19 protein-coding genes are annotated in these 23,093 nt (G+C 58.7%); 11 read left to right on the top strand and 8 right to left on the bottom strand.

What is annotated here, in order from left to right; genetic code table 11:
- Positions 1-5: 5 nt before the first annotated feature.
- From WNZ14_RS15055 to WNZ14_RS15020, 8 genes are all read left to right on the top strand, one after another.
- Positions 6-785, top strand: coding sequence for an enoyl-CoA hydratase/isomerase family protein (locus tag WNZ14_RS15055; RefSeq protein ID WP_342869458.1), 780 nt, complete (start codon positions 6-8; stop codon positions 783-785).
- Positions 785-1,948 (top strand): acyl-CoA dehydrogenase family protein, encoded by a 1,164-nt coding sequence (locus tag WNZ14_RS15050; protein ID WP_342869457.1) that lies wholly within the window; start codon positions 785-787, stop codon positions 1,946-1,948. The genes WNZ14_RS15055 and WNZ14_RS15050 overlap by 1 nt, the downstream gene beginning before the upstream one ends.
- Before the next feature lie 102 nt (positions 1,949-2,050).
- A complete protein-coding gene (locus WNZ14_RS15045; protein WP_342870242.1) occupies positions 2,051-2,776 on the top strand; it encodes an ABC transporter ATP-binding protein in 726 nt (241 codons plus the stop codon).
- Positions 2,766-3,485 carry an ABC transporter ATP-binding protein gene (locus WNZ14_RS15040; protein ID WP_342869456.1) on the top strand — a complete coding sequence of 240 codons (720 nt, stop codon included), beginning with the start codon at positions 2,766-2,768 and terminating at the stop codon, positions 3,483-3,485. Before WNZ14_RS15045 ends, WNZ14_RS15040 begins: the two co-directional genes overlap by 11 nt.
- Before the next feature lie 6 nt (positions 3,486-3,491).
- Positions 3,492-4,373, top strand: coding sequence for a branched-chain amino acid ABC transporter permease (locus tag WNZ14_RS15035; protein WP_342869455.1), 882 nt, complete (start codon positions 3,492-3,494; stop codon positions 4,371-4,373).
- Entirely contained in the window at positions 4,373-5,305 is a 933-nt protein-coding gene (locus tag WNZ14_RS15030) for a branched-chain amino acid ABC transporter permease (protein WP_342869454.1), read from the top strand. Before WNZ14_RS15035 ends, WNZ14_RS15030 begins: the two co-directional genes overlap by 1 nt.
- A 97-nt stretch (positions 5,306-5,402) precedes the next feature.
- Positions 5,403-7,043: an NAD(P)/FAD-dependent oxidoreductase gene (locus tag WNZ14_RS15025; RefSeq protein WP_342869453.1), complete on the top strand. Its 1,641-nt coding sequence runs from the start codon at positions 5,403-5,405 to the stop codon at positions 7,041-7,043.
- A 51-nt stretch (positions 7,044-7,094) separates the two neighbouring features.
- Positions 7,095-8,309 carry an NADH:flavin oxidoreductase/NADH oxidase gene (locus WNZ14_RS15020; RefSeq protein ID WP_342869452.1) on the top strand — a complete coding sequence of 405 codons (1,215 nt, stop codon included), beginning with the start codon at positions 7,095-7,097 and terminating at the stop codon, positions 8,307-8,309.
- A gap of 75 nt (positions 8,310-8,384) precedes the next feature.
- Here the strand turns inward: WNZ14_RS15020 and WNZ14_RS15015 are convergent, their stop codons facing one another.
- Positions 8,385-9,284 carry a LysR family transcriptional regulator gene (locus tag WNZ14_RS15015; RefSeq protein WP_342869451.1) on the bottom strand — a complete coding sequence of 300 codons (900 nt, stop codon included), beginning with the start codon at positions 9,282-9,284 and terminating at the stop codon, positions 8,385-8,387.
- Between the two features lie 141 nt (positions 9,285-9,425).
- Here WNZ14_RS15015 and WNZ14_RS15010 point away from each other — a divergent pair, with 141 nt between their 5' ends.
- Positions 9,426-10,613: an acyl-CoA dehydrogenase gene (locus WNZ14_RS15010; protein WP_342869450.1), complete on the top strand. Its 1,188-nt coding sequence runs from the start codon at positions 9,426-9,428 to the stop codon at positions 10,611-10,613.
- Positions 10,614-10,851: 238 nt separating this feature from the next.
- On the opposite strand, the gene WNZ14_RS15005 is transcribed toward WNZ14_RS15010, so the two are convergent.
- The 7 genes from WNZ14_RS15005 to WNZ14_RS14975 form a co-directional block, all read right to left on the bottom strand.
- Positions 10,852-13,083: an EAL domain-containing protein gene (locus WNZ14_RS15005; RefSeq protein ID WP_342869449.1), complete on the bottom strand. Its 2,232-nt coding sequence runs from the start codon at positions 13,081-13,083 to the stop codon at positions 10,852-10,854.
- A 56-nt stretch (positions 13,084-13,139) separates the two neighbouring features.
- Positions 13,140-14,942 carry a methyl-accepting chemotaxis protein gene (locus WNZ14_RS15000; RefSeq protein ID WP_342869448.1) on the bottom strand — a complete coding sequence of 601 codons (1,803 nt, stop codon included), beginning with the start codon at positions 14,940-14,942 and terminating at the stop codon, positions 13,140-13,142.
- A 357-nt stretch (positions 14,943-15,299) separates the two neighbouring features.
- Positions 15,300-16,511 carry a gephyrin-like molybdotransferase Glp gene (gene glp / locus WNZ14_RS14995; RefSeq protein ID WP_342869447.1) on the bottom strand — a complete coding sequence of 404 codons (1,212 nt, stop codon included), beginning with the start codon at positions 16,509-16,511 and terminating at the stop codon, positions 15,300-15,302.
- A gap of 12 nt (positions 16,512-16,523) precedes the next feature.
- A complete protein-coding gene (gene moaC / locus WNZ14_RS14990) occupies positions 16,524-17,018 on the bottom strand; it encodes a cyclic pyranopterin monophosphate synthase MoaC (RefSeq protein WP_342869446.1) in 495 nt (164 codons plus the stop codon).
- A complete protein-coding gene (trpC, locus tag WNZ14_RS14985) occupies positions 17,019-17,834 on the bottom strand; it encodes an indole-3-glycerol phosphate synthase TrpC (RefSeq protein WP_342869445.1) in 816 nt (271 codons plus the stop codon).
- 4 nt (positions 17,835-17,838) lie between these two features.
- Positions 17,839-18,873: an anthranilate phosphoribosyltransferase gene (trpD, locus tag WNZ14_RS14980; RefSeq protein WP_342869444.1), complete on the bottom strand. Its 1,035-nt coding sequence runs from the start codon at positions 18,871-18,873 to the stop codon at positions 17,839-17,841.
- Positions 18,874-18,900: 27 nt separating this feature from the next.
- The gene (locus tag WNZ14_RS14975) at positions 18,901-20,790 is read right to left on the bottom strand and encodes a SurA N-terminal domain-containing protein (protein ID WP_342869443.1); all 1,890 of its coding nucleotides are present in this window, start codon (positions 20,788-20,790) and stop codon (positions 18,901-18,903) included.
- Between the two features lie 543 nt (positions 20,791-21,333).
- On the opposite strand from WNZ14_RS14975, the gene WNZ14_RS14970 reads away from it, so the two are divergent.
- Together WNZ14_RS14970 and WNZ14_RS14965 are read left to right on the top strand one after the other, a co-directional pair.
- Positions 21,334-22,386: a GGDEF domain-containing protein gene (locus tag WNZ14_RS14970; RefSeq protein ID WP_342869442.1), complete on the top strand. Its 1,053-nt coding sequence runs from the start codon at positions 21,334-21,336 to the stop codon at positions 22,384-22,386.
- Between the two features lie 167 nt (positions 22,387-22,553).
- Positions 22,554-23,015 carry a hypothetical protein gene (locus WNZ14_RS14965; protein WP_342869441.1) on the top strand — a complete coding sequence of 154 codons (462 nt, stop codon included), beginning with the start codon at positions 22,554-22,556 and terminating at the stop codon, positions 23,013-23,015.
- The last annotated feature ends 78 nt before the right edge of the window (positions 23,016-23,093 follow it).

Below are 23,093 nucleotides of genomic sequence, written 5' to 3'. Positions count from 1 at the left end.
CAGACATGGAAAACAATCTGATCAAGACCGTCATCGAGGATCACATCGCCGTCGTCACGATGGATGCCCCGCCGGTCAACGCCCAGAGCCGGGAGATGGTCGAAGAACTGATCTCGGTCTTTGACGAGTTGAATGAAACACCCGGCGTACGGGTGGTGGTACTCACGGGCGCCGGCAAGTGTTTTTGCGCGGGCGCCGACATCAAATCTCGCGCCAAGGTCGGCCAGGGCACGCCCGGTGATACCAACCGCCATCTGCGACGTGCCCGTGAAGTCGGCTTCGTCATCATCGAGATGAACGTTCCGGTGATTGCTGCCGTCAATGGCGTCGCCCTTGGCGCAGGCATGGGACTGGCGATCTGCAGCGACATGATCGTCGCTTCCAAGAACGCTTCCTTCGGCCTGCCGGAAATCGACATCGGACTGATGGGCGGCGTCCGGCACACCATGCGGGTGTTCCCGCAGGGCCTGACCCGACGCATGGTTCTGACCGGCTGGCGGGCGCCCGCCGAAGAGCTCTATCGCCGCGGCCTGATCGAGGCCTGCGTCGAGCCTGAAGAGCTGATGGATACGGCCATGGATCTAGCCCGCAACATTGCCTCCAAAAGCCCTGCTGCGATCCGCCTCGCCAAGCGCGCCATCAACACCGTCGAGACGATGGGGCTGAAGGACGGCTACCGGTTCGAGCAGAATCTGACCGTGGAAATGACCAAACACGAAGACAGCAAGGAAGCCATGCGCGCCTTTGTCGAAAAGCGCGCGCCGGTGTTCAAGGACGAGTTGTGATGCAACAGCAGCAAGACTGGAACAGCCTCTCTGACGCCGAATTCCGGCAGATCTTCCGCACCTGGGTGGACGAAAACTGCCCCGCGCGCCTGCGCAACATGCGCAAGCAGCGGCCGGTGTTTGATGAAGTCGCTGACTGGTATCACGCGTTGGCCGAAAAGGGCTGGCTGTCGCCGGTCTGGCCGCAGGAATTTGGCGGCATGGGGCTCAATGCCGCCAAGCACATCATCTATGTCGAGGAATGGGCACGGCTTGGTTGCCCGCGCATTCCCGACCACGGGATTGGCCTTGTCGGGCCGTTACTGATCGAGTTCGGCACGGAGGCGCAGAAGGCCCGTTATCTGCCCCGCATCCTGTCGGGCGAAGACGTCTGGTGCCAGGGCTACTCGGAACCGGGCGCGGGCTCCGACCTTGCCAGCCTGCGCACCGCTGCGGTGCGCGAGGGCGACACCTTTGTCGTCAACGGCCAGAAGATCTGGACCACGCTCGCCCATTGCGCCAACTGGATCCTGCTGCTGACCCGCACCTCGCGTGACGAGAAGGTCAAGCAGAAGGGCATCACCGTGCTTCTGGTCGACCTGACCTCGCCGGGCGTCACAGTGCGCCCGATCGAGAATCTGCGCCAGGAAGCTGATTTCTGCGAAGTCTTCTTCGAAAACGTCCGCGTTCCGGCCGAAAACCTGGTTGGCGAGGTCGACAAGGGCTGGACGCTGGCCAAGGCGGTGCTGGGCCACGAGCGAATTTTCCTGGGCGCGCCGTCGCGTCCTGAAATCGCGCTCTCGCGGCTAGAGACACTGGCTGAAGCCCGCGGTGCTTTCGAGGATGCGGCATTCGTGGCGCGCTATGCGCAGTTGCGGCTGGATCTCTACGATCTCGGATCGGCGTTTGAACGCTTTGCCAAGCAATTGCGTGACGGCGGCAGCCTCGGTGCGGATGTGTCCGTTCTCAAGATCTTCTGCTCCGAGCTCTATCAGCGCATCACCGAGGAAACGCTCGATATCGCTGGTGAGGAGGCGCGGTTCCTCGATGATCTGCCTGCAGGGGACGGGCAGGTCGACGCGATGAACCTTTATCTGGATTCCCGTGCGCTGGCGATCTTTGGCGGGTCCAACGAAATCCAGCGGACAATTCTGGCCAAGGCTGTGCTCGGGTTGCCATCCTGATGCGCCGCGAGGGAGGAGAGAAGGGTGATGCAATTATCTGACGAGAAGAGGCCGGCGGCCGGACACGTGCCTGCCACCGACTACGCCCTTGAAGCCAGGGGTATCAGCAAGTCTTTCAATGGCTTCTATGCGGTCAAGGATGTTGATCTGAAGATCCGGCGCGGCTCTGTGCATGCGCTGATCGGCCCGAACGGTGCAGGCAAGACCACCTGTTTCAACATGCTGACCAAAGCGTTGCGGCCAACAACCGGGCAGATTTTCCTCGAGGGAAAGGATATCTCCCGGCTTCCGACCTCGGATGTGGCCCGGCTCGGGCTGGTGCGTTCGTTTCAGATCTCCGCTACGTTTCCAAACCTCACGTGCCTCGAAAACGTGCGCGTTGCGCTTCAGTCGAAATATGGAAAATCCTTCCGGTTCTGGCGCTCGCTGCGCGCCATTTCCGACCTCAACGAGCGTGCCATGGCGCTACTATTGGAGGTCGGGCTTGGCGATAGCGCATCTGTCCCTGCCTCCGATCTGTCCTATGGCAAGAAACGCGCGCTCGAAATCGCAACCACCCTGGCGCTCGATCCATCTGTCATGCTGCTTGACGAGCCGACGGCAGGCATGGGGCACGAGGATATCAAGCCGATCACCGATCTGATCGCCAAGGTCAGCAAGGATCGCACCATTGTCATCATCGAGCACAATCTGTCGGTGGTCTCCAGTCTCAGTGAGCGGATCACGGTGCTCAAGCAGGGTCAGGTTCTGACCGAAGGCACCTATGCCGAAGTGTCGAGCGATCCGGAAGTGATCGCCGCCTACATGGGAGGCGTCGATGAGCTCTGATGTCACAAAGGCCCCGCTGCTTAAGGTCGAAAACCTGAGTGCCTGGTACGCCGAATCCCAGGCCTTGCACGGCATGAATTTTGAGGTTCCCGAAGGCGAACTGGTGACACTGATTGGCCGCAATGGCGCGGGCAAGTCCACCACGCTGCGTTCGATCATGGGGATCGTGCGCAAGCGCAAGGGTTCGATCTGCTTCAAGGGCGATGAGCTGATCGGCAAGCAGACCTTCCAGATCGCGCGGCAGGGCATTGCCTACTGCCCGGAAGAGCGGGCGATCTTCTCCTCGCTGACGGTTCGCGAAAATCTCGGGCTGCCGCCTGTGCTCAGTTCGGGCGGCTCCACCGACGAAGAGCTGCTTGAACAGTTCCCCAATCTGCGCGCCCGCCAGCACAGCATGGGCACCAGGCTCTCGGGTGGCGAACAGCAGATGCTGGCCATCGCCCGGATCCTGCGCACGGGCAGCCGGTTCCTGTTGCTCGATGAGCCAAGCGAGGGTCTCGCTCCTGTCGTTGTCAAGGAGATCGGCCAGCAGATCCTGCGGTTGAAAGAGCGCGGCTACACCATTCTGCTCGTCGAGCAGAACCTGAAATTCGCGCAGATGGTCGCCGACCGTCACGTCGTGGTCGAGCATGGCCAGGTTGTCGATGTTCTGGCCGCCGATCAGCTGCAGGCCAACATGGCCCGCGTCAAAACCTATCTGGGAGTGTAAGCGGCGATGTTTGATGGCATTACAATTCAACTCCTCATGGGCCAACTGCTGATCGGCCTGATAAACGGATCATTCTACGCCATGCTCTCCATGGGGCTGGCGATCATCTTCGGCCTGATGCATGTGGTGAACTTCGCCCATGGCGCGCAGTACATGCTTGGCGCTTTCATCGCCTGGCTGCTGCTCAACACGCTCGGTATCAACTACTGGGGCGCGCTTTTCATAGCGCCGGTCGTGGTGGCCATTTTCGGCATGGTGATGGAGCGGCTTGTGCTCAAACCCATCCACCATCTCGACCATCTCTACGGATTGCTCGCCACCTATGCGGTGACACTGATCGTCGAAGGGCTGATCCGGCAGCAATATGGCTCTTCGGGGTTGCCCTATGCCTCGCCGATCCCCGGCGGCGTCAATCTGGGCTTCATGTTCCTGCCCTGGTACCGGCTCTGGGTGGTGCTGTTCTCCTTCGCCATGTGCCTTGGCACCTGGTATCTGATCGAGCACACCAAGCTTGGATCCTATCTCAGGGCTGCCAACGAAAATCCCGAGATCGTCGAATCCTTCGGCATCAACGTGCCGCGCATGATCACGCTGACCTATGCCTTCGGCGTCGGTCTGGCGGGCTTGAGCGGGGTCCTGGCTGCACCGATCTACCAGGTGTCTCCGTCAATGGGCTCTAGCCTGATGATTGTCATCTTCGCCGTCGTGGTGATTGGCGGCATGGGCTCGATCATGGGCGCCATCCTGACCGGTTATCTGTTGGGCGTGGTCGAGGGGCTGACCAAGGTTTTCTATCCTGAAGGCGCCAATCTGGTGATCTTCGTGATCATGATCTTCGCACTTGTGTTGCGCCCCCAGGGTCTGTTTTCGAAGAAGGAGGGCGCGTGATGATCCGCTATCTGGGCCTGGCCGCGATCCTCATTCTGGCGCTGATCGCACCATTCTTCGTCTATTCCGTCACGCTGATGACAATCCTCGTCTTTGTCATCTTTGCATCCTCGTTCAACCTTCTGCTGGGCTATGCCGGGCTGCTCAGCTTCGGTCAGGCGATGTTCTTCGGCACCGCCGCCTACATTACCGGTCAGATCCTCAAGACCACCGGCGTCTCGCTCGAGATAGCACTCATCGGTGGTACTCTGGTCGCCGCCGTGATGGGGTTTTTAGTCGGACTGGTGGCGGTGCGCAGAACCGGCATCCAGTTTGCCATGATTACCTTCGCCATCGCCCAGTTCGTCTATTTTCTGCTGCTGCAGTCCGAGTTTACCGGCGGCGAAGATGGCATGCAGCGCATCCCGCGCACCGAGATCTTCGGCTTCATCGACCTGTCGGACAATTTCTCGTTCTACTATTTCGTGCTGGCGATCACGGTGCTGGCGGTGGCGTTCTTCTACCGTGTGGTCCATTCGCCCTTCGGTGAAGTGCTCAAGGCAATCCGTGACAACGAACCGAGAGTGGAATCACTGGGCTTCAAGCCTGAGCGCTACAAGCTGGTTGCGATGACACTGTCTGCCGGCATGGCCGGTCTGGCGGGCGGGCTCAAGGCCACCGTGTTCCAGTTCGCCACCCTGACCGATGTCTCCTGGAATGTCTCCGGCGAGGTGATCTTCATGACGCTGCTTGGCGGCCTTGGAACGCTCGCCGGTCCGATGGTCGGCGCAGGCATCGTCATCGCGCTCAACGATTATCTGGCGCAGTTCGCCGAATGGGCGCTGATTTCCCAGGGCGTGATCCTGCTCGCGGTCATCCTGTTCTTCAGGCGCGGCGTGGTTGGGGAACTCGGGGCGCTGGTGCGCCGTCTCAAAGCGGGGGGCTCCAAGTGATGCACCCGGTCCAGCCCACGTCAACGACCGCGTCGCTGCCAACCAGCGTTGCATTTCACAGACCCGAAAATTTGAAAATCAGCCGAGAGGTATCGACATGAATTCCCAGACAGGACATCCGACCACCAGGCGCGTTGACATCATTGTTGTCGGCGCCGGCTTCGGCGGCATGTACGCCGTCTACCGTTTCCGCGAGATGGGCAAGAACGTCGTCGGCATCGAGGCCGGCGGCGATGTCGGCGGTGTTTGGTACTGGAACCGTTATCCGGGCGCGCGGTGTGACCTGATGAGCGTCGACTACAGCTATGGCTTCTCCGACGAGATCCAGCAGGAATGGAGCTGGTCCGAACAGTTTGCCGCCCAGCCGGAAATCCTCGCCTATGCCAACTTTGTCGCCGACAAGCTGAAGCTGCGCGACAACTTTCTCTTCAATACCCGCGTTGAAAGCGCCGTATGGGACGAGAAAGCCCAACTCTGGCGGGCAACGCTGAACAATGGAGAGATTGTCGAGGCTCCTTACTGCATCATGGCGACCGGGCCGCTGTCTGTTCCAAAGGATCCGGAAATCGCGGGCATCGCCAAGTTCAAGGGCCGCATTCTAAGGGCGCAGAAATGGCCGCATGAGAAGGTTGATTTCACCGGCAAGCGCGTCGGCGTCATCGGAACCGGCTCCTCCGGCATCCAGATCGTGCAGGAAGTCGGTCGTCAGGCCGGCGAGCTTTTCGTCTATCAGCGCACGCCAAGCTGGAGCCTGCCGATGCGCAATCACACGCTGTCGGACGAATATCAGGCGGAAATGAAAGCCAACTATCCCGGCATGCGGGCGGCGATGCGGCTCAATCCCACCGGTGGCACACGGCCTGTAACTTCGCGGCCCTATTTCAGCCTGCCGCCCGAGCAGCGCAAGCAGACCATGGAGCAGGCCTGGGTCAATGGCGGTCACACCTTCCTCGGCTCATTTTCGGATCTTCTGGTCAATCAGGCTGCCAATGATCAGGTCGCCGAATTCGTCCGCGATAAGATCAGCGACGTCGTCGAGGATCCGACAACTGCCGAAGCTCTCAAGCCGCGCGGCTATCCGGTGTTTGCGCGCCGACCCTGTCTCGATACGGAATATTACGAGACCTACAACCTGCCAAACGTCCATCTCAAGGATTGCCTGAAGGATCCGATTGTCGAGATCACCGAAAATGGTATCCGCACCGAAGCGGGCGAAGTTGAACTCGACATGATCATCTTCGCCACCGGCTATGATGCATTGACTGGTGCCCTGATGGCGTTCCGGGTGGAGGGCCGCGACGGCCGCTCGATCAACGACAAATGGCAGGGCGGCGCCCAGTCCTATCTCGGCCTGATGGTTGAGGGCTTTCCCAACATGTTCCTGACCTGCGGGCCAAACGGTCCGGCGGCGCTCGCCAACATCATCACCATCAGCGAGCATGATGTCGACTGGATTGCCGATTTGATCACCCACATGGAACAGACCGGCCACACCGTCGCCGAGGCAACGGAGGCGGGCGAGACGCGCTGGATGGAAGTGGTCACCAATCTTGCGGCCATGTCGCTGGTGCGCAAGGCCAAGACCTGGTGGGTCGGCGCCAATGTCGAAGGCAAATCCCAGGGCCTGACCATGTTCATCGGCGGTTTCAACAAATATGCCGAGGCCTGCACGGCGGCAAAGGCCAACGGCTATGCGGAGCTCAGCTTCGAGCGTGCCCGGGAAGACGCTGGGGCGTGATGTAAAGGCAGCGGCAACGCCAGGCCAGTCCGGACTTTTGGAGACCATCAGATGAGCGAGCTTTTTCAGCCGATAGACATTGGTGGTCTCCAAGTGGACAACCGCATCGTGGTCTCGCCGATGTGTCAGTATAGTGCGGTTGAGGGCACGGCGCAGCCCTGGCATCTCATCCATATTGGCGGGCTGATGCTTTCGGGCGCCGGGCTTGTCATCATGGAAGCCACAGCGACAGAGGCAGCCGGGCGCATCACCCACGGCTGTCTCGGGCTTTACAACGATGCCAACGAAACGGCGCTCAAGTCGCTTGTTACGGAAGCCAGAAAACTGTCCGGTGCGGCGCTCGGCATTCAACTCGGTCACGCCGGCCGAAGGGCATCCTGTCGTTCGATCCGGGATCGCAACAAGGGCGAATCTCTGCCTGCGGAGGAGGGGGCGTGGCCGACCTTCGGTCCCTCCGCGATCCCCTATGACGAGACCTGGCATGTGCCAAGGGAAATGGACGCGGATGATATGTCCCGGGTCAGGCAGTCCTTTGTCGATGCGGCTGGGCGGGCCGACCGGGCCGATTTCGATCTGGTCGAGATCCATGCGGCGCACGGGTACCTGCTGCACCAGTTCCTGTCACCGGTGACCAACCAGCGTGAGGACGACTACGGTGGGTCACCGGAGAACCGGATGCGGTTTCCGCTCGAAGTCGTTCGTGCTGTCAGAGAGGTCTGGCCAAGGCACAAGGCGTTCGGCGTTCGGGTCAATTCAACCGACTGGCACCCGGAGGGACAAAGCATCGATGATGCCGTTGTTTTTGCCAAACATCTTGAGACGGCTGGCGTGGACTATGTGGTTATGTCAGCTGGCAACCTGGCGCCGGGCTCGAAGATACCGGCCGCCACACCTGGGCATCAGGTCGATTTTGCCACACTGATCAAGACACACACCGGTCTGGTTTCCATGGCAGTCGGCCTGATTGCCACGCCGGAACTTGCCGAAGAAGTGGTTGGCGCGCAAAAAGCAGACATGGTCGCCATCGGTCGGGCAATGCTCGACAATCCGCGCTGGGGCCTGCATGCGGCAGCCAGCCTTGGCGTTGATGTGGACTATGCGCCACAGTATCTGAGAGCCCGGCCCAACAACTGGCTCGGCTTCAGTCTGGTGCATCCGGATGCGCAACCGGTTGAAGCCACACGGCAGATGGACCGGCCCGCGTCCGGTGCAGGTTGGGATCGACCAGAACTCAAGGCGACGTTGCCTCCAAATCGTCAATCCTAGAGCCAAATTCGACCGGGCGGATGTGTGCTCGATGCACAGCCGAAAGCATCCAGTGATGTCTCGGCCATTCCCGCCTTACATGTTACGATCGCGGGCCACTTCGCGGGCGAGCCAGTCCCTGAAGGCAATAATCGGCGCGTAGTTGTCTTTTTCCCCGGGCCAGATCAGCCAGTAGGCACCGCTCGTTGGCACCGCCGGTTTGAGGATCGGCACCAGCCGATTTTCTGAAATCTCGGTTCGGGCCAGATAATCCGGCAGAAGCGCAATCCCGAGGCCCGAAATTGCCGCCTGGATCATCATCGAGAACTGATCCATCAGCATGCCTGTCGCGCCGGTGAATGTGGCGTTCTGACCGGCAAACCAGTCGTCCCATCCGGTTTGCCGCGTCTCCAGTTGCAACAGCTGCAAGGCTGCCACATCGGCGGGTTCCGAAACCGGATTTCGTTCCAGGAACTCCGCGCTGGCGCAGGCGGTCACCCGCTCGTCAAACAGCTTGAATGATCTGGCGCCCGGCCAGTCGGGGTTGCCGAAATAGATCGCCGCGTCGAAGATCTCGGTCTCGAAACTGAACTTCTCGATCCGGGTGGCAATATTGACCGAGATGCCCGGATGCGATCCGAGAAAGCCACCCAGGCGCGGCCCCAGCCACCGGGTCGCCAGCGTGGGCAGAACGGCAAGCGACAACACACCACCACCGGGATTGGTTACCAGCGACATGCTGGCGCGCTGGATCATGTCGAGCGCGCGCGAGATGTCGCGTTGATAGGTCAGGGCGGCATCGGTGGGGATCAGCTTCTTCCGTTGCCGGGTGAACAGCTCCCTTCCGAGCTGCGCCTCAAGCGACTGGATCAACCGGCTGACGGTGCTTTGCGTCAGGTGAAGGTCCTCTGCCGCCGCAGTCACCGAGCCCCGCCGAACGACAGCCTCGAGCGCCAGCAGCTGGCTTTGGGATGGAAGGAAACGGCGTTGGCGCATATCATTCACTCAATGCATGATCTTATGAACCAATAGCGTTTCCTCTGCGCCGTGTCAGGCAATAATAATCATACAACAGTGATCCCATGCATCAAATGCACCGGGCGCACAGTCGATGCAATGGAGCGAGGAACCCCGATCATGTCCAGCAAATCACAAACCTTCAATTGGGCCGACCCGTTCCTGCTTGAGGATCAACTGGGCGAAGATGAGCGCATGATCCGCGATGCGGCTGCAGCCTTTGCAGCCGACAAGCTCGCGCCACGGGTTGAAACTGCCTATCTGGAGGAACGCTCCGATCCCGAGATCTTCCGTGAAATGGGAGCGTCGGGGCTCCTGGGTGTCACCTTGCCCGAGCAATACGGCGGCGCCGGCGCGTCCTATGTCGCCTACGGCCTTGTTGCGCGCGAAGTCGAGCGCATCGACAGCGGGTATCGCTCGATGATGTCAGTGCAGTCCTCGCTGGTGATCTACCCGATCTACGCTTACGGCTCGGAAGAACAGCGGCTGAAATACCTCCCCAAATTGGCCAGCGGCGAATTCATCGGCTGTTTCGGCCTCACCGAACCCGATGCCGGGTCAGATCCCGGCGGGATGACAACCCGCGCGGTCAAGACAGACAACGGCTACCGGTTGACCGGATCCAAGATGTGGATCTCCAACGCGCCGATTGCCGATGTCTTCGTGGTCTGGGCCAAGTCCGAAGCGCACGGCGGCAAGATGCGCGGCTTCATTCTGGAAAAAGGCATGAAAGGTCTGTCCGCGCCCAAGATCGGCGGCAAGCTCTCGTTGCGCGCCTCGATCACCGGCGAGATCGTCATGGACAATGTTGAAGTCGGCGAAGATGCGCTGCTGCCCGGCGTTCAGGGCATCTCCGGCCCGTTCGGTTGCCTCAACCGCGCCCGCTACGGCATTGCCTGGGGCGTGATGGGGGCTGCGGAAGACTGCTGGCACCGCGCCCGCCAGTACGGGCTCGACCGCAAACAGTTCGGACGCCCGCTCGCAGGCACCCAGCTCTACCAGAAGAAACTCGCCGACATGCAGACCGAGATCACACTTGGCCTGCAGGCAGCGCTTCGTGTAGGACAGCTGTTTGATCAGGACCGTCTTGCGCCCGAGGTGATCTCGATCATCAAGCGCAACAATTGCGGCAAGGCGCTCGACATCGCCCGGATGGCCCGCGACATGCACGGCGGCAACGGCATCCAGATCGGCTACCACGTCATGCGCCACGCCCAGAACCTGGAAACCGTCAACACTTATGAGGGCACGCATGACATTCATGCGCTGATCCTGGGTCGCGCCCAGACCAATCTCGCGGCCTTCTGACAAACCGCAGACGCACCATCCAAGCGACATGTGAGGCGCGGATCGGCAATGCCTGTCTCCGGAAGGATCGTATGTCCTTTCCGGAGCCGCGCATCTGCTCAGAGCCTCCCGGTTGGCAAGGCTGGGAGGCGTACCGGACTACATCTGCCGGTGCCCGAAACCGTAGTTCAGATGGATCAAGTGCCGATCATGCAGCGATAATCGAATTGCAATACACGGCGTCCACCAATGAGCAAGCTCATTTGGCGGAGACGTTTGCCTGCAATTTTTGTGGCAGTACAAAATCCGCCGCGTATTGGGCTAGCGCGGTCGCTTGGATTGGCTTTGAGAAAAGATACCCTTGACCGAAATGGCTACCGAGCGCGGAAACGAAGTCCAGTTGACCTTGAGTTTCTATACCCTCGGCAATCACATCAAGGTTCATCGACCGACCAAGTGCAATGAGAGCGTGGACAATCGCCGTGTTGCTATCGTCCTGACCAAGCCCCATGACAAACGACTTGTCGATCTTGATGCAGTCGATCGGATAGTCGCGCAAGTGGCTAAGTGATGCGAAACCGGTACCAAAATCGTCAAGCGCGATCCGGATGCCCTCCGCTGAAAGACGTTGAAGCACGCTACTGACATCGGCGCTCGCATTCCCGAGGAATACGCTTTCAACGATTTCTATCTTCAGGTTGCGCGGCGACAGATGGTTTTCCGCCAGTCCTTTCAAAATCTGATCCACATATGCATCCGACTGTATGCATGATGAGGAAGCATTGACGCTGACGAAATCGATGTCGAGCCCAAGACGCTTCCAGCGTCCGAAGTCTCGAAGCGCAAGATCAAGCATGACCTTGTCGATCTCGTTGGCGCATTGCGGCTCGTTCAAGGCATGCCAGAAATCTGCAGGTCCGGAGATCGTGCCGTCCGAATTTCGAATGCGCGCAAGCGCTTCCACACCGCGCAGCTCCCGGGTTTTGAGGTCTATGATCGGCTGATAATGCGGCTCCAGTCTTTCATCTGCAATCGCTGACATGACGAGAAGGACGGACCGTCGCTTATCCTCAAATGCATTCGTGATTGCTGGCTCGTATGCCTTCGCCTTGCCCCGACCGTTCTGTTTGACATGGTACAAGGCCAGATCCGATTTCAGGAACAGATCGTTCGCGGAGGCAGTCCTGGAAAAATCCGAGGCAATACCAATGGATGCGCCAACACGAATTTCATGTTGTTCAAAGATTATTGGAATGTTGATCGCAGAGATAAGATTGATTGCGAGCTCCTCTGCAAGATGTGTATCCGCAGAGGTCTTCAGAAGAACAGCGAATTCATCTCCACCCAGTCGCGCGCAAAATGCATTCGGGGGGCTTGCCTGTTCAATGCGTCGAGCAACCTGACGCAGCACTTCATCCCCGGCCAAATGACCAAGCGTGTCGTTGATGTCCTTGAAATTATCAAGATCTATCATCAACAGCGCAAGCTGATCATCTTCAGAAGACGCTGGATTGATGGACCGGTTGACTTCCTCATGAAACGACAGCCGATTGGCAATCCCAGTCAGGCTGTCCATATGAGCGGCACACCAGAGCTGTTGTTTCTGCGCGTGCTGTTCTGTGATGTCTTTGATGACGCCGATAAGGAATTTGGTGCCATCATCTCCGTATTCTATTTCTCCGATCGATCGAACACGTCGCTTGTTTCCCTTGGCCGTGATGAAATCACATTCGATCTCATAGGAAATACCTTGCTCGATACATGCAATGACCGACGCGCTTAGTCTCTCACGCTCGTATTCAGGATAGAAGGATATGGCACCATCGAGACTTGGGGGTTCAGTGCCATCGAGTTCGTGGATGGCGAAAACCTGGGGAGACCATTCGGTCACCAGGCGCTCTGTATCCAGAGACCATGCACCTATCTTCGATATTCTCTCAACCTGGGAAAGTAACTTTCCGCGTTGGCGGGAATTTCGCTCAGAAATTTTGGCCTCAATGGCGATGGTGTGGGCACGGGTAAGTCCAACCACAACATTTCCAAGCTTCATCAGCAGGCTGATCTTCGCTTCTGTGGTCTTGCCTGGTTTGGTATCGAGAACGCAAAGCGTTCCAATGTTGGTTTTTCCGTCGAGGGATATCGGAATGCCGACATAGGACCGGATATGCGGTTCACCAGTAACAAAGGGATTGTCGCGAAACCGTTCATCCTGTGTCGCGTCGTCAACGACCAGAACTTCATTGGTTAGGATCGTGTAGTTGCAGAAAGCAGCATCGCGACATGTCCGGTCGTCTTCCAAGCCGGTTCTGGCCTTGAACCACTGTATTTCCTTGTCCATGAACGAAATCAAAGCAATCGGTGCTTCAAAAATCGCAGCGGCCATATCAACGACTGCATCAAATTCCGGTGTGGGTCCGGAATACAATATTCCCAATTGGTGAAGCGCTTCCAGCCTTTCCAATTCGTTACTCGGTATCGGGTAGTCCATCATGGCAGCCTTATCACAGCAATTCAAACGTGACCGAAACAGGGGCACTCAGTTCCCACTTAGAATTCTGACCAATCGGCAGAGCTGGCTGGCATCGGTGCAGCAGTGGCCGAATTGCGCAGCAGCTTTGGCTTTACCTGCTCCAATCGACTTGAACTGGACCGCTCAGGTGCTGACATGCTGGTTACAACCTTCCGAATCTGAGATGCCTGGTTGGCTGGCTGTCCGATATCAAACATCCTGACAATCTCGCTCAGGCTGTTTGCCTCCTCGGCAAGAGAGCTTGTGGCAGCTGTGTTTTCTTCCGACATTGCGGCATTTTGTTGAGTGATCTGGTCCATCTGATTGACTGCAACGTTTACTTCCGAGAGCCCGGTGGATTGCTCGTTGGTCGATGTCGCAATTGCAGCCATATGCTCGTTGATCTTGCTGATGATCGCGTCGATTTCCTGAAGCGATTGCCCGGTCTCGGTGACCAGTTCGACGCCCGATTTGACCTCGGATGCCGACGAAACGATCAGTTCCTTGATTTCCTTGGCAGCTGTCGCAGAACGTTGGGCCAACTCACGGACCTCCTGCGCGACGACGGCAAATCCGCGTCCCGCTTCTCCGGCGCGGGCCGCTTCCACGCCTGCGTTGAGTGCGAGCAGGTTGGTTTGAAAGGCGATTTCATCAATCACGCCAATAATATTGGAAATCCGTTTCGACGAGTCTTCAATCCGCCCCATCGCCTTGACTGCATTGGAAACGATCTGGCTTGAGGCCGCAGCACTGGTGTTGGCTTCCCCGGTAAGGGCACGGGCTTCCTCTGTCCGTTTTGCAGAGTTGGAAACATTGACGGTAATCTGATCGAGTGCCGCCGCGGTTTCCTCAAGGGCTGCGGCCTGGTTTTCGATGCGTTTCGAAAACTCGTTCGCGCTGCTGCTGATGGCCCCGGTGTTCTCGCTGATCGAACCGATCCCCGACAGAACAGACGCCAGGGTCTCAGCCAGTTTGGTGATGGCGGCGTTGAAATCGTGACGCAGCTTTTCCATGCTTGGCGGAAAGGCCTGCGGCAATCTCTGCGTCAGATCGCCATTGGCCACTTCACCAAGACTGTTCGCAATTGCACCAATTGCAGTCATCCGGACTGTAACATCGGTGGCAACCTTGACGACTTTGATCACTTTGGCATTGTCGTCAAATATCGGATTGTAAGTCGCCTGAATCCAGACCTCACGCCCGCCTTTGCCAACGCGCATGAACTCGTCTGACAGCAACTTGCCAGCGCGCAGGGTTTCCCAAAACTCTGCATACTCTTTGGTCTGAACATATGACGGGTCGCAAAACATGCTGTGATGCTTCCCGACAATTTCGTTCAGAGAATACCCGAGCGTGCTGCAAAAATTCTCATTTGCCTTCAGAACGGCGCCTTCCGGCGTGAACTCGATGATTGCCTGCGATCGGTCAATCGCCGCCATCTTGCCTTCGTCATCCATCGCCTTCATTTTTGCAGCGGTGATATCGCTGGCTATCTTGACGACCTTGAGTGGTTTTGAGCCACTAAAAACCGGGTTGTAAGAGGCTTCGATCCAAATCTCGCGCCCGCCTTTTGCAATGCGCTTGTACTGGCGCTGATCGAACTTGCCCTCGCGAAGGTTATCCCAGAATTTGGTGTATTCCGAAGTGTCTCGGGAAAGTGGATCGACAAACATCGAATGATGCTTCCCCTTGATTTCGGCTAGATCGTATCCGATCGCTTTGCAAAAATTGTCATTCGCAGTGAGAATGTTACCCTTCATGTCGAACTCGATCAGCGCCATCGACTTGCTAAACGCTTCAAGGGTCGGGTTTGGTCTGAATACCTCAAAGATACTTGACATGGGGGTCGCCTTTTCAAACTTGCGCTCTGTTTTAGAGAGGGAGGCATTGATGCTGATTTTATGTCTTGCTAATTTAAGGGTGCGCCCGCATAAGTAACAATGCCTTAACAGAACCTAGCCAGATCTGGCCTTTCGCAGGGTTATGTTCCGGAATAATGCCAGAGTTGTGCGCTCAGATTGAAGGTCAACGTCCTTTCGGACCACAATTGTCCACCAGGACGTTGGCCTCGAACGGTCGGGTCGAAGGTACTGGAATGGTTGTTGGCGGTGTCTGTTTTCAGGAAAAGACAAAGCTGGCCTCGAAGGCCGGATTAGGGTGCTAGGGCATCCAATGCGCGTTGGTGGCCTAAAGTCGGCTCAGGCGCGCAACACCAGCACCTGACACGGTGAGCCTGCTTTGGCCGGTGGCGCGAAGGGCGGCCTGATGATCAGGCAGCGGGCGTCAGCGAAGACCTTCATCAGCGACGAATCCTGCCGTGGCGACGGGGTGGCCAGAAGCTCGCCTTCGGCATTGGTCTCAAGATCGCCGCGCAGATAGTCCTGACGCTGATCGTTCTCGGGCAAGTCCTTGGTGAGGATGGCTGTTTTTTGACGATTGGGATCCGGCAACCCGGCAAGGCGCGTCACCAGCGGCTCGAGAAACAGATGCGCGCAGACCATGCTGGAGGCTGGGTTTCCGGGCAGTCCCAGCACCCGCATGGCACCGAGTTTGCCCGACATCAGCGGCTTGCCCGGACGCATGGCGATTTTCCAGAAGTCGAGCGCCATGCCGCGTCCGGTCAGTGCTTTCTGCACCAGATCATGATCGCCCACTGACGCCCCGCCAATCGTCACCAGCACGTCGGCGCCTTGTGCGATTGCCTCGTCGAGCGCTTCGTCGAGCGCCTCCATCCGGTCGATGGCGATGCCGAGGTCGATCACGTCAGCGCCCGCGCCGCGCGCAAGCGCCGCCACGCCAAAGGTGTTGGAAGCTATGATCTGTCCCGGCCCCAGCGTCTGGCCGGGCAGGCGGAGCTCGTCACCGGTGGCGAGAATCGCGACACGCGGCTTGCGCACGACCGGCAGCCTGGCATGGTTCATGGCTGCTGCGAATGTGATGGCGCCGGGATCAAGCAGCCGGCCCTTTTCAAGCCCGGTCTTGCCTTCGGTAAAGTCAACGCCCGCAGCGCGGATGTAGCGGCCAGCCTCGGGCGCTTCGTTGACCAGCACCATGCCGTCATCAAGCCGCTCGGCATTTTCCTGGATCAGGATGGCATCTGCACCTTCGGGCACCGGCGCACCGGTAAATATGCGGATGGTCGAACCGGTGGCGAGCGCTCCGTCAAAGGCATGACCGGCGGCAGCTTCGCCCTGCAGTCTCAGCCTTGCGCCTGCCACGGCCTCTTGAGCACGCACGGCATAGCCGTCCATCGCCGAGGCTGGAAAGGGCGGATGGGTTCGAAGCGCCAGAAGATCGCGGGCCAGCACCCGACCGAAGCTTTCGGCCAATGGCAGCATCTCCGGCTCGGCTGAAGCTGCCGCGCCGTCCAGGATCCGTGTCAGCGCCTCGTCAACCGGCATCAATGCCATCGGTGTCTTCCTCTAGGTCTCTATTGTCCAGCTGCCGGACTTGCCGCCGGATTTCGCCAACACCTTGATGCCGTCGATCTCCATGCCGCGGTCCACGGCCTTGGCCATGTCGTAGATGGTCAGGCAAGTCACCGAAACGGCCGTCAGCGCTTCCATTTCAACGCCGGTCTTGCCGGTGAGCTTGGCAAGCGCACGAACCCTCAGTCCCGGCAGTGCTTCGTCAGCCTCGATGTTCACGCTCACCTTGGTCAAGGCCAGCGGATGACACAGCGGAATGAGATTGGCCGTCTGCTTGGCTGCCATGATGCCTGCGATCCGCGCAGCTCCGATCACGTCGCCCTTTTTCATGTTGCCGGCAAGGATCAGCGCCAGCGTCTCGGGCTTCATCCGCACGTGGCCGATGGCTTCGGCAACGCGCACAGTGTCGGCCTTGTCGCCAACATCGACCATTGCTGCCGAACCATCCTCGGCGAGATGCGTCAGGCGCGGTGCGGTCTCGTCAGCCATTTATTCCGCCGCCGCGTTTGAAGCCGTACCAGTCAGCAAGGCTTTTGTCGCTTTGGTCACATCGGTCTGCCGCATCAGGCTTTCGCCGACCAGAAAGGTCTTTATCCCGCTTCCTGAAAGCCGCTCGCAATCGGCAAACGAGCCGATACCGCTCTCGCCCACCAGAATGCGGTCATCAGGGACAAGCGGCGCGAGCCGCTCGGAAACCGTGAGCGACACTTCGAAGGTCCGCAGGTTGCGGTTGTTGACGCCGATCAGCCGGCTGTCGAGTTTCAGAGCGCGCTCCATCTCCGCCTCGTCATGCACCTCGATCAGTGCCGCCATGCCAAGGGAATGCGCTTCATCTTCAAGCCGCTTGGCGTCATCATCATCAAGCGAAGCCATGATGATCAGGATCGCGTCTGCACCCCACGCACGCGCCTCATGCACCTGGTACACATCGAACATGAAATCCTTGCGCAGCGCGGGCAGGGCGCAGGCGGCCCGTGCCGCGGTCAGGAATTCCGGAGCCCCCTGAAACGACGGCGCGTCTGTGAGCACCGAGAGACAGGCAGCGCCCCCGGCTTCATAGGCACGCGCCAGTGATGGCGGGTCAAAATCGGGTCGAATCAGGCCTTTAGACGGGCTCGCCTTCTTGATTTCGGCAATCAGCCCGTAACCACCATTGCGGTGCTTGGCTTCGATCGCTCCGGTGAAATCGCGCGGGCTTTCCGCGTCGCGCGCACGCGCCATGATGTCTGCAAACGGAATGGCAGACTTCGCAGCCGCGATCTCGTCGCGCTTGTAGGCTTCGATCTTTGTCAGAATGTCGCTCATCGGGTCAAACCGCCTTCGGTGCCGGTGCATGCGCCTGCGAGACGCTGACCAGCGCGTTAAGCGTTGCAAGCGCCCCGCCGCTGTCGATGGATTGCTCGGCGATGCCGATGGCGTCGCGAAGCTCGGCGGCCTTGCCGGCAATCACCAGCGCGCCTGCTGCGTTCAACACCGCGATATCGCGATAGGCGTTCTTCTCGCCTTCCAGCACCTTCTTGAGTGCGGCTGCGTTGTAGACGCCATCGCCGCCCTTCAGCTGGTCAAGCGAAACCCTTGGCAGGCCAATTTCTTCCGGTGTGATCTCGAAACTGCGGATCTGACCATTCTCCAGCGCAAACACCTGTGTCACGCCTGTCGTGGTCATCTCGTCCAGACCATCGCCATGCACCACCCACACGGTTTCCGAGCCGAGATCGCGCATCACCTGGGCCAGCGGATCGAGCCAGTGGGCCGAGAACACGCCGAGCAACTGCTTCTTAACACCGGCCGGGTTGGAGAGCGGGCCAAGCAGGTTGAAAATCGTGCGGGTACCAAGCTCTACGCGGCTTGGTCCGACGTGACGCATCGCCGAGTGGTGCGCCGGCGCAAACATGAAACCGACGCCAGCCTGTTCGATACAGGCCGCAATGCCCTTTGGATCAAGTTCCAGCGAGACGCCAAGCGCCGCCAGTGAATCGGCAGCGCCTGATTTCGATGACAGCGCCCGGTTGCCGTGCTTGGCGACCTTGACCCCGGTGCCCGCGACGATGAAGGCCGCAGCCGTCGACACGTTGTAAGTGCCTGAGGCGTCACCGCCGGTGCCGACAATATCGACGGCGTCAGCGGGGGCGTTGACCGGCAGCATCTTCTCGCGCATCACGCTGACCGCGCCATAGAGCTCGTCAACACTTTCGCCGCGCACTCTCAGAGCCATCAGGAAGCCGCCGATCTGCGACGGTGTGGCGTCGCCCGACATCATCACGCCGAACGCCGAACGTGCTTCGGTCCGGTCCAGCGGCTCGCCATTTGCCACCTTGGCGATGAATGACTTGAGATCAGCCATGTTGATCGGCCCCCGTTTTCATGACCCCTAGAACGCCAGGGCGCGCTCGGCCAGCGCCCGGTTGACCGAAACGCCGTAGTCGGATTGCAGCCGTGCCACCATCTGATCAAGAATGTCATCGGCCATCTGCTGCGACACCTGACGGCGCTGGTCTGCCGAAATCGAATCGGCTGTCACGGTGGAGGCGTCATTGACCGACCGCACCTTGAGCAGGATCTTGTTCTCGCCCGACGCGTCATTGGCGACCTCCACCAGGCCGTTGGGGCCCGAGAAGGCGGAAGCGACGGCCGCTTCGCCAAACACCGCGTCCGCTCCATTGCGGGTCAGCGCGTATTTGGTTTCGACCGCGACGGCAAGCTCTTCGGCAATCACCGACAGCTCTGCGCCCTTGGTCAGGCGGTCCTTGATCTCGGTAGCCTTGGCGCCCAGCGCTTCAGCGGTTTTCATCACAGTCCAGTCACTCGCAACCTGATCGCGCACTTCGTCAAGAGTGCGGTCCCGGGCAGGGGTGATGTCAATGACCTCGAACCAGGCAAAGCCATCCGTACCGAGGTTGATCGGTGGGGTCTCGACCCCGACTTCCGTCTCGAACGCGTCCCTGAGCAGGGACTGCGATTCCGGGATATCGGTGACCACGGTGCCGTCCGGCGTCCGGCCGCTGCGGTCGATCGCTTCGATCGTGACCGGCGTCAGCTTTTGTTGTGCTGCAGCCTCGGCCAGTGTCATGCCGCCCGCGCGGGCGTCCTCATAGGCGTCATGGACGTCGAGAAGCATCTGTGAAGCTTCCGCCAGCGCCAGTTGCTCGCGGATCTCCGGCTCCATCTCTTCAAAGCTCTTTGAGGATTCAGGCGTGATTTCGGCGACCCGCAGGATCACCGGGCCGAACTGGCCATCGACAACCGGGGTGGTGCCGCCCGCGTCACCAACGGCAAACACAGCATCAGCCAGCGATTGATCAGGCACCGCGCTCTTGCCAAAGCTGCCGATCCGGACGTCTTGGGCGGTACGGCCCTGGTCGGTGATCAGATCATCAAAGCTCTTGCCGCTAGCAAGCTCTCCAGCAGCGGCGTCGGCTGCGGCGCGGTCGGCAAACACCAGCTGGTCGATCGTCCGCGTCTCCGGCGTCGTGTAGCGGTCCTTGCGCGCCTCGTAGTCGGCACGAGCGGCTTCCGCCGTGATCGCGGCCGGATCGGCGATGTCCTGATTTTGAAGCTTCACATAGGTGATCTTGCGATACTCAGGCGCGGCATAGCTGGCCTTGTTTTCCTCGAAATAGTTTGACAGCTCGCTGTCGCTGGGCGCCGCCACAGGATCGATGGTGGATTTGCTCAAGAGCAGATAATCGACGTCGCGGGTTTCCTTGTCGTACTGGGCCAGCGCTTTGATCAACGCGTCCGGCGCAGAAAAACCGTCTGAAACAGCTTCGACAATCTGGGTTCTTACAGCCACCTGGCCGCGGCTCTTGAGGTAGTCTTCCTCGCTCATGCCCACCGAGCTGAGCACCCGCCGGAAATTGTTGCGGTCGAAGCGGCCGTTGAAATCATGAAACGCCGGATCTTCGGCAATCAGTGCAGCAAGCCGGTCGTCCGAAAGGCCAAGGTTCATCTTGCGCGCCTGCTCGTCGAGCAATGCGCCGGCAACCAGCTGCGAATAGACCTGGTTTTCGATGCCGAAGGCGCGGGCCTGCTCGGTGGTCAGTCGCTGCCCGATCTGCCGTCCGACCACCGCGAGTTGCCGGTCATAGGCAAGGCGGAACTCGTTGGGTGTCACCACCGTGTCACCCACGGTTATCACCGCATTGCTGCCAGCATTCAGCATGGAGCCCGAAATGCCCCAGACGCCGAATGAGGCGACCAGCATCACGAGGAGAAATTTGGCAACCCAGCCCTGGGCACCCTTACGCAAAATATCAAGCATCAAAGCTCCTGCGGCATCAACAACATCGGTAGCGGTGGATCAACAACACCTCCCGCAAACCTCTCAAACGTCCCTTTAGACCAAAGCTGAGGCGAAATGAAGAGTGGGCGACGCGATTGACGTTCCAAATGAAGTCTTGCTCTGCTCATGCGGCAAGTTGAAGCTCCAGTTGTCGTCGGAATGTATCGGCATCTATGATTCCTCTCGTTACGGGTATTGTTTCAATCATTCTGCTGCAGGTTTCTGCGTGCTGTGTTGTTTGGCAGGTGGACAAGGCGCGCCGTGTTGTCTCTGGACTGCGTGCAAAGTCTGGCATTTTGGCGGATGCCCGAATCCGGGGTGGTGCTGACTTCGCGACACGAACCCACAACAAGACGAGCCGGTCATTTCCAGCGCGGCGAGGCCAGCCTAAGTCGCGGATTTGGCAGCGTAACCGTGGTTGTTCTCCCGGTTGAATCGCGTCATCGGTTATTAGAGAAATCTCAACCTATCTGCTGTCTAACTTGATTTGAAATTATTGATATTTTTCAGGTAGCTTAGATCGTGGTCAAGTCGCAGAATGTTGATAACGTCGATCCCGCAACGACGGTGATAACGACAATGCGAGAGCGGGGAATTTCCTCGCTGCCACGCAATTATGAGCTCGTTTATCAGTTTCTGAACACGTCCAACGCGGTCCTGATCAAAGAATTCGCGGCGCTCGGTCAACGCCCGACCCAATTGCAGCTGGATGAAATCGGAAAGAAATTTCTGCCTCATCATCATGCATCGAATGCCGTTGAGCTGAACCGAGAACGCATCTCAGATGAGATGAAGGGCATGATCCGCCTGTTCAAGCAGGATCAGTCCACGCTTCAAAAATACTCAAGTGTGCTTGGGGAAACCACGTCACGCATTTCTGAAACAAGTGCGGCCAGTGGGGACATTATGGACGATCTTGTTGACGTTCTCTCGTCGGCAACCGGCGCCACCATGGAAAAAAGCCAGGCCATCGTCCGCCAGATGGTGGTGCGCGCCAAGGAAATGTCACGCCTCAAGTCGGAGCTTGAAGAGTACAAGCGGCTGGCCACGATTGACCCCATCACACGGCTGTCCAATCGTCGGGCCTTTGATGAACGACTGGCTGCCATTTACGAAGACAAGCAAAGTGCGATGTATCATGCGCTGCTGGTTGCCGATATCGATCATTTCAAGGCGTTCAACGACAACTACGGTCATCAGGTCGGCGACCGGGTCTTGAGCGTGACCGCGGTCATTATGCGGACCACGCTGGGCAAGGATGTGTTCGTCGCCCGGACCGGCGGCGAGGAATTCGCGGTTATCCTTGATGAGACCAGCCTCGCTTCAGCCAGGGACACCGCTGAGAAAATTCGTCGCGCGATTGAGGCAACCCCATTGAAAAACCACACCGACGGTGTGGATTGCGGGCGCATCACCATGACTTTCGGTCTCTGTATGGCCGGCGACGCATCCGGTCCGGAAGAGCTATATCAAAGGGCTGATACGGTGCTTTACGAGGCAAAAAAGGCCGGTCGCAATCAGTTGAAAGTCTACACCCCGAAAATGAAGAGGGAATGGAATATCTTCAAGCGCTGAGGTCAACTGCGTCGGGTCAGACTGCTTTGCAACTCTGCGCAAGACTTTTCCTGTTCAGTGCAGATTCCAAAAGCGCGATTTGGCACTGGTGTGGTCGGTTTACCCATTTTTCATTGTACTCCACTACACCCAATGAAACTCCTTTGGCTGTACAGAGGCGATGATGCATGAATTCGCAAGCCGCAAAGACGTCTGATCATGACACGGATGGGTACAATCGCAAATCGGATGTCCGTTACAGCGCCCATTGTCCTGGCATTGTTGAACTGATCTTCAAGGACAGGAAGCACTTCATTGCGCTGACCGGTGTCATCGTGAATCTTTCTGTCACCGGATGCCTGTTCTCCAACGACAAGATGCCATGGGCCAACAGGGAAGGGCGCAAGCCAGGCGATTCCCTGTTTGATGTTATTGACGAGGCATGCCGCATCTATGTTCCCTGGACCGGTACCCATTGCACCGGCAGGATCCGGCGCGTTGGCTCCTTCATCATCGCAGTTCAGTTCGATGAAATCCTCAATGAAAACCTTGTCAAATCGATCGCCAGCCTGGAGCCCGGACCGACCCGGCGGTTGAGACCGAAAGTATCCCAAAAATACAACCGCATTCTCCCTAATACTCGCAGGTAGCTTGTGGCTTCCTCGCCAAAAAATGATGGCACACCGGTTGGCAGCCGTCAGGCACATCAACATGACCAAGCAACGGTT

The organism is Hoeflea sp. AS60 (assembly GCF_038900115.1).
Taxonomy (GTDB): Bacteria; Pseudomonadota; Alphaproteobacteria; order Rhizobiales; family Rhizobiaceae; genus Hoeflea.
Note: the sequence above shows the minus strand (reverse complement) of the source record. Positions and strands in the feature narration are given on the sequence as shown.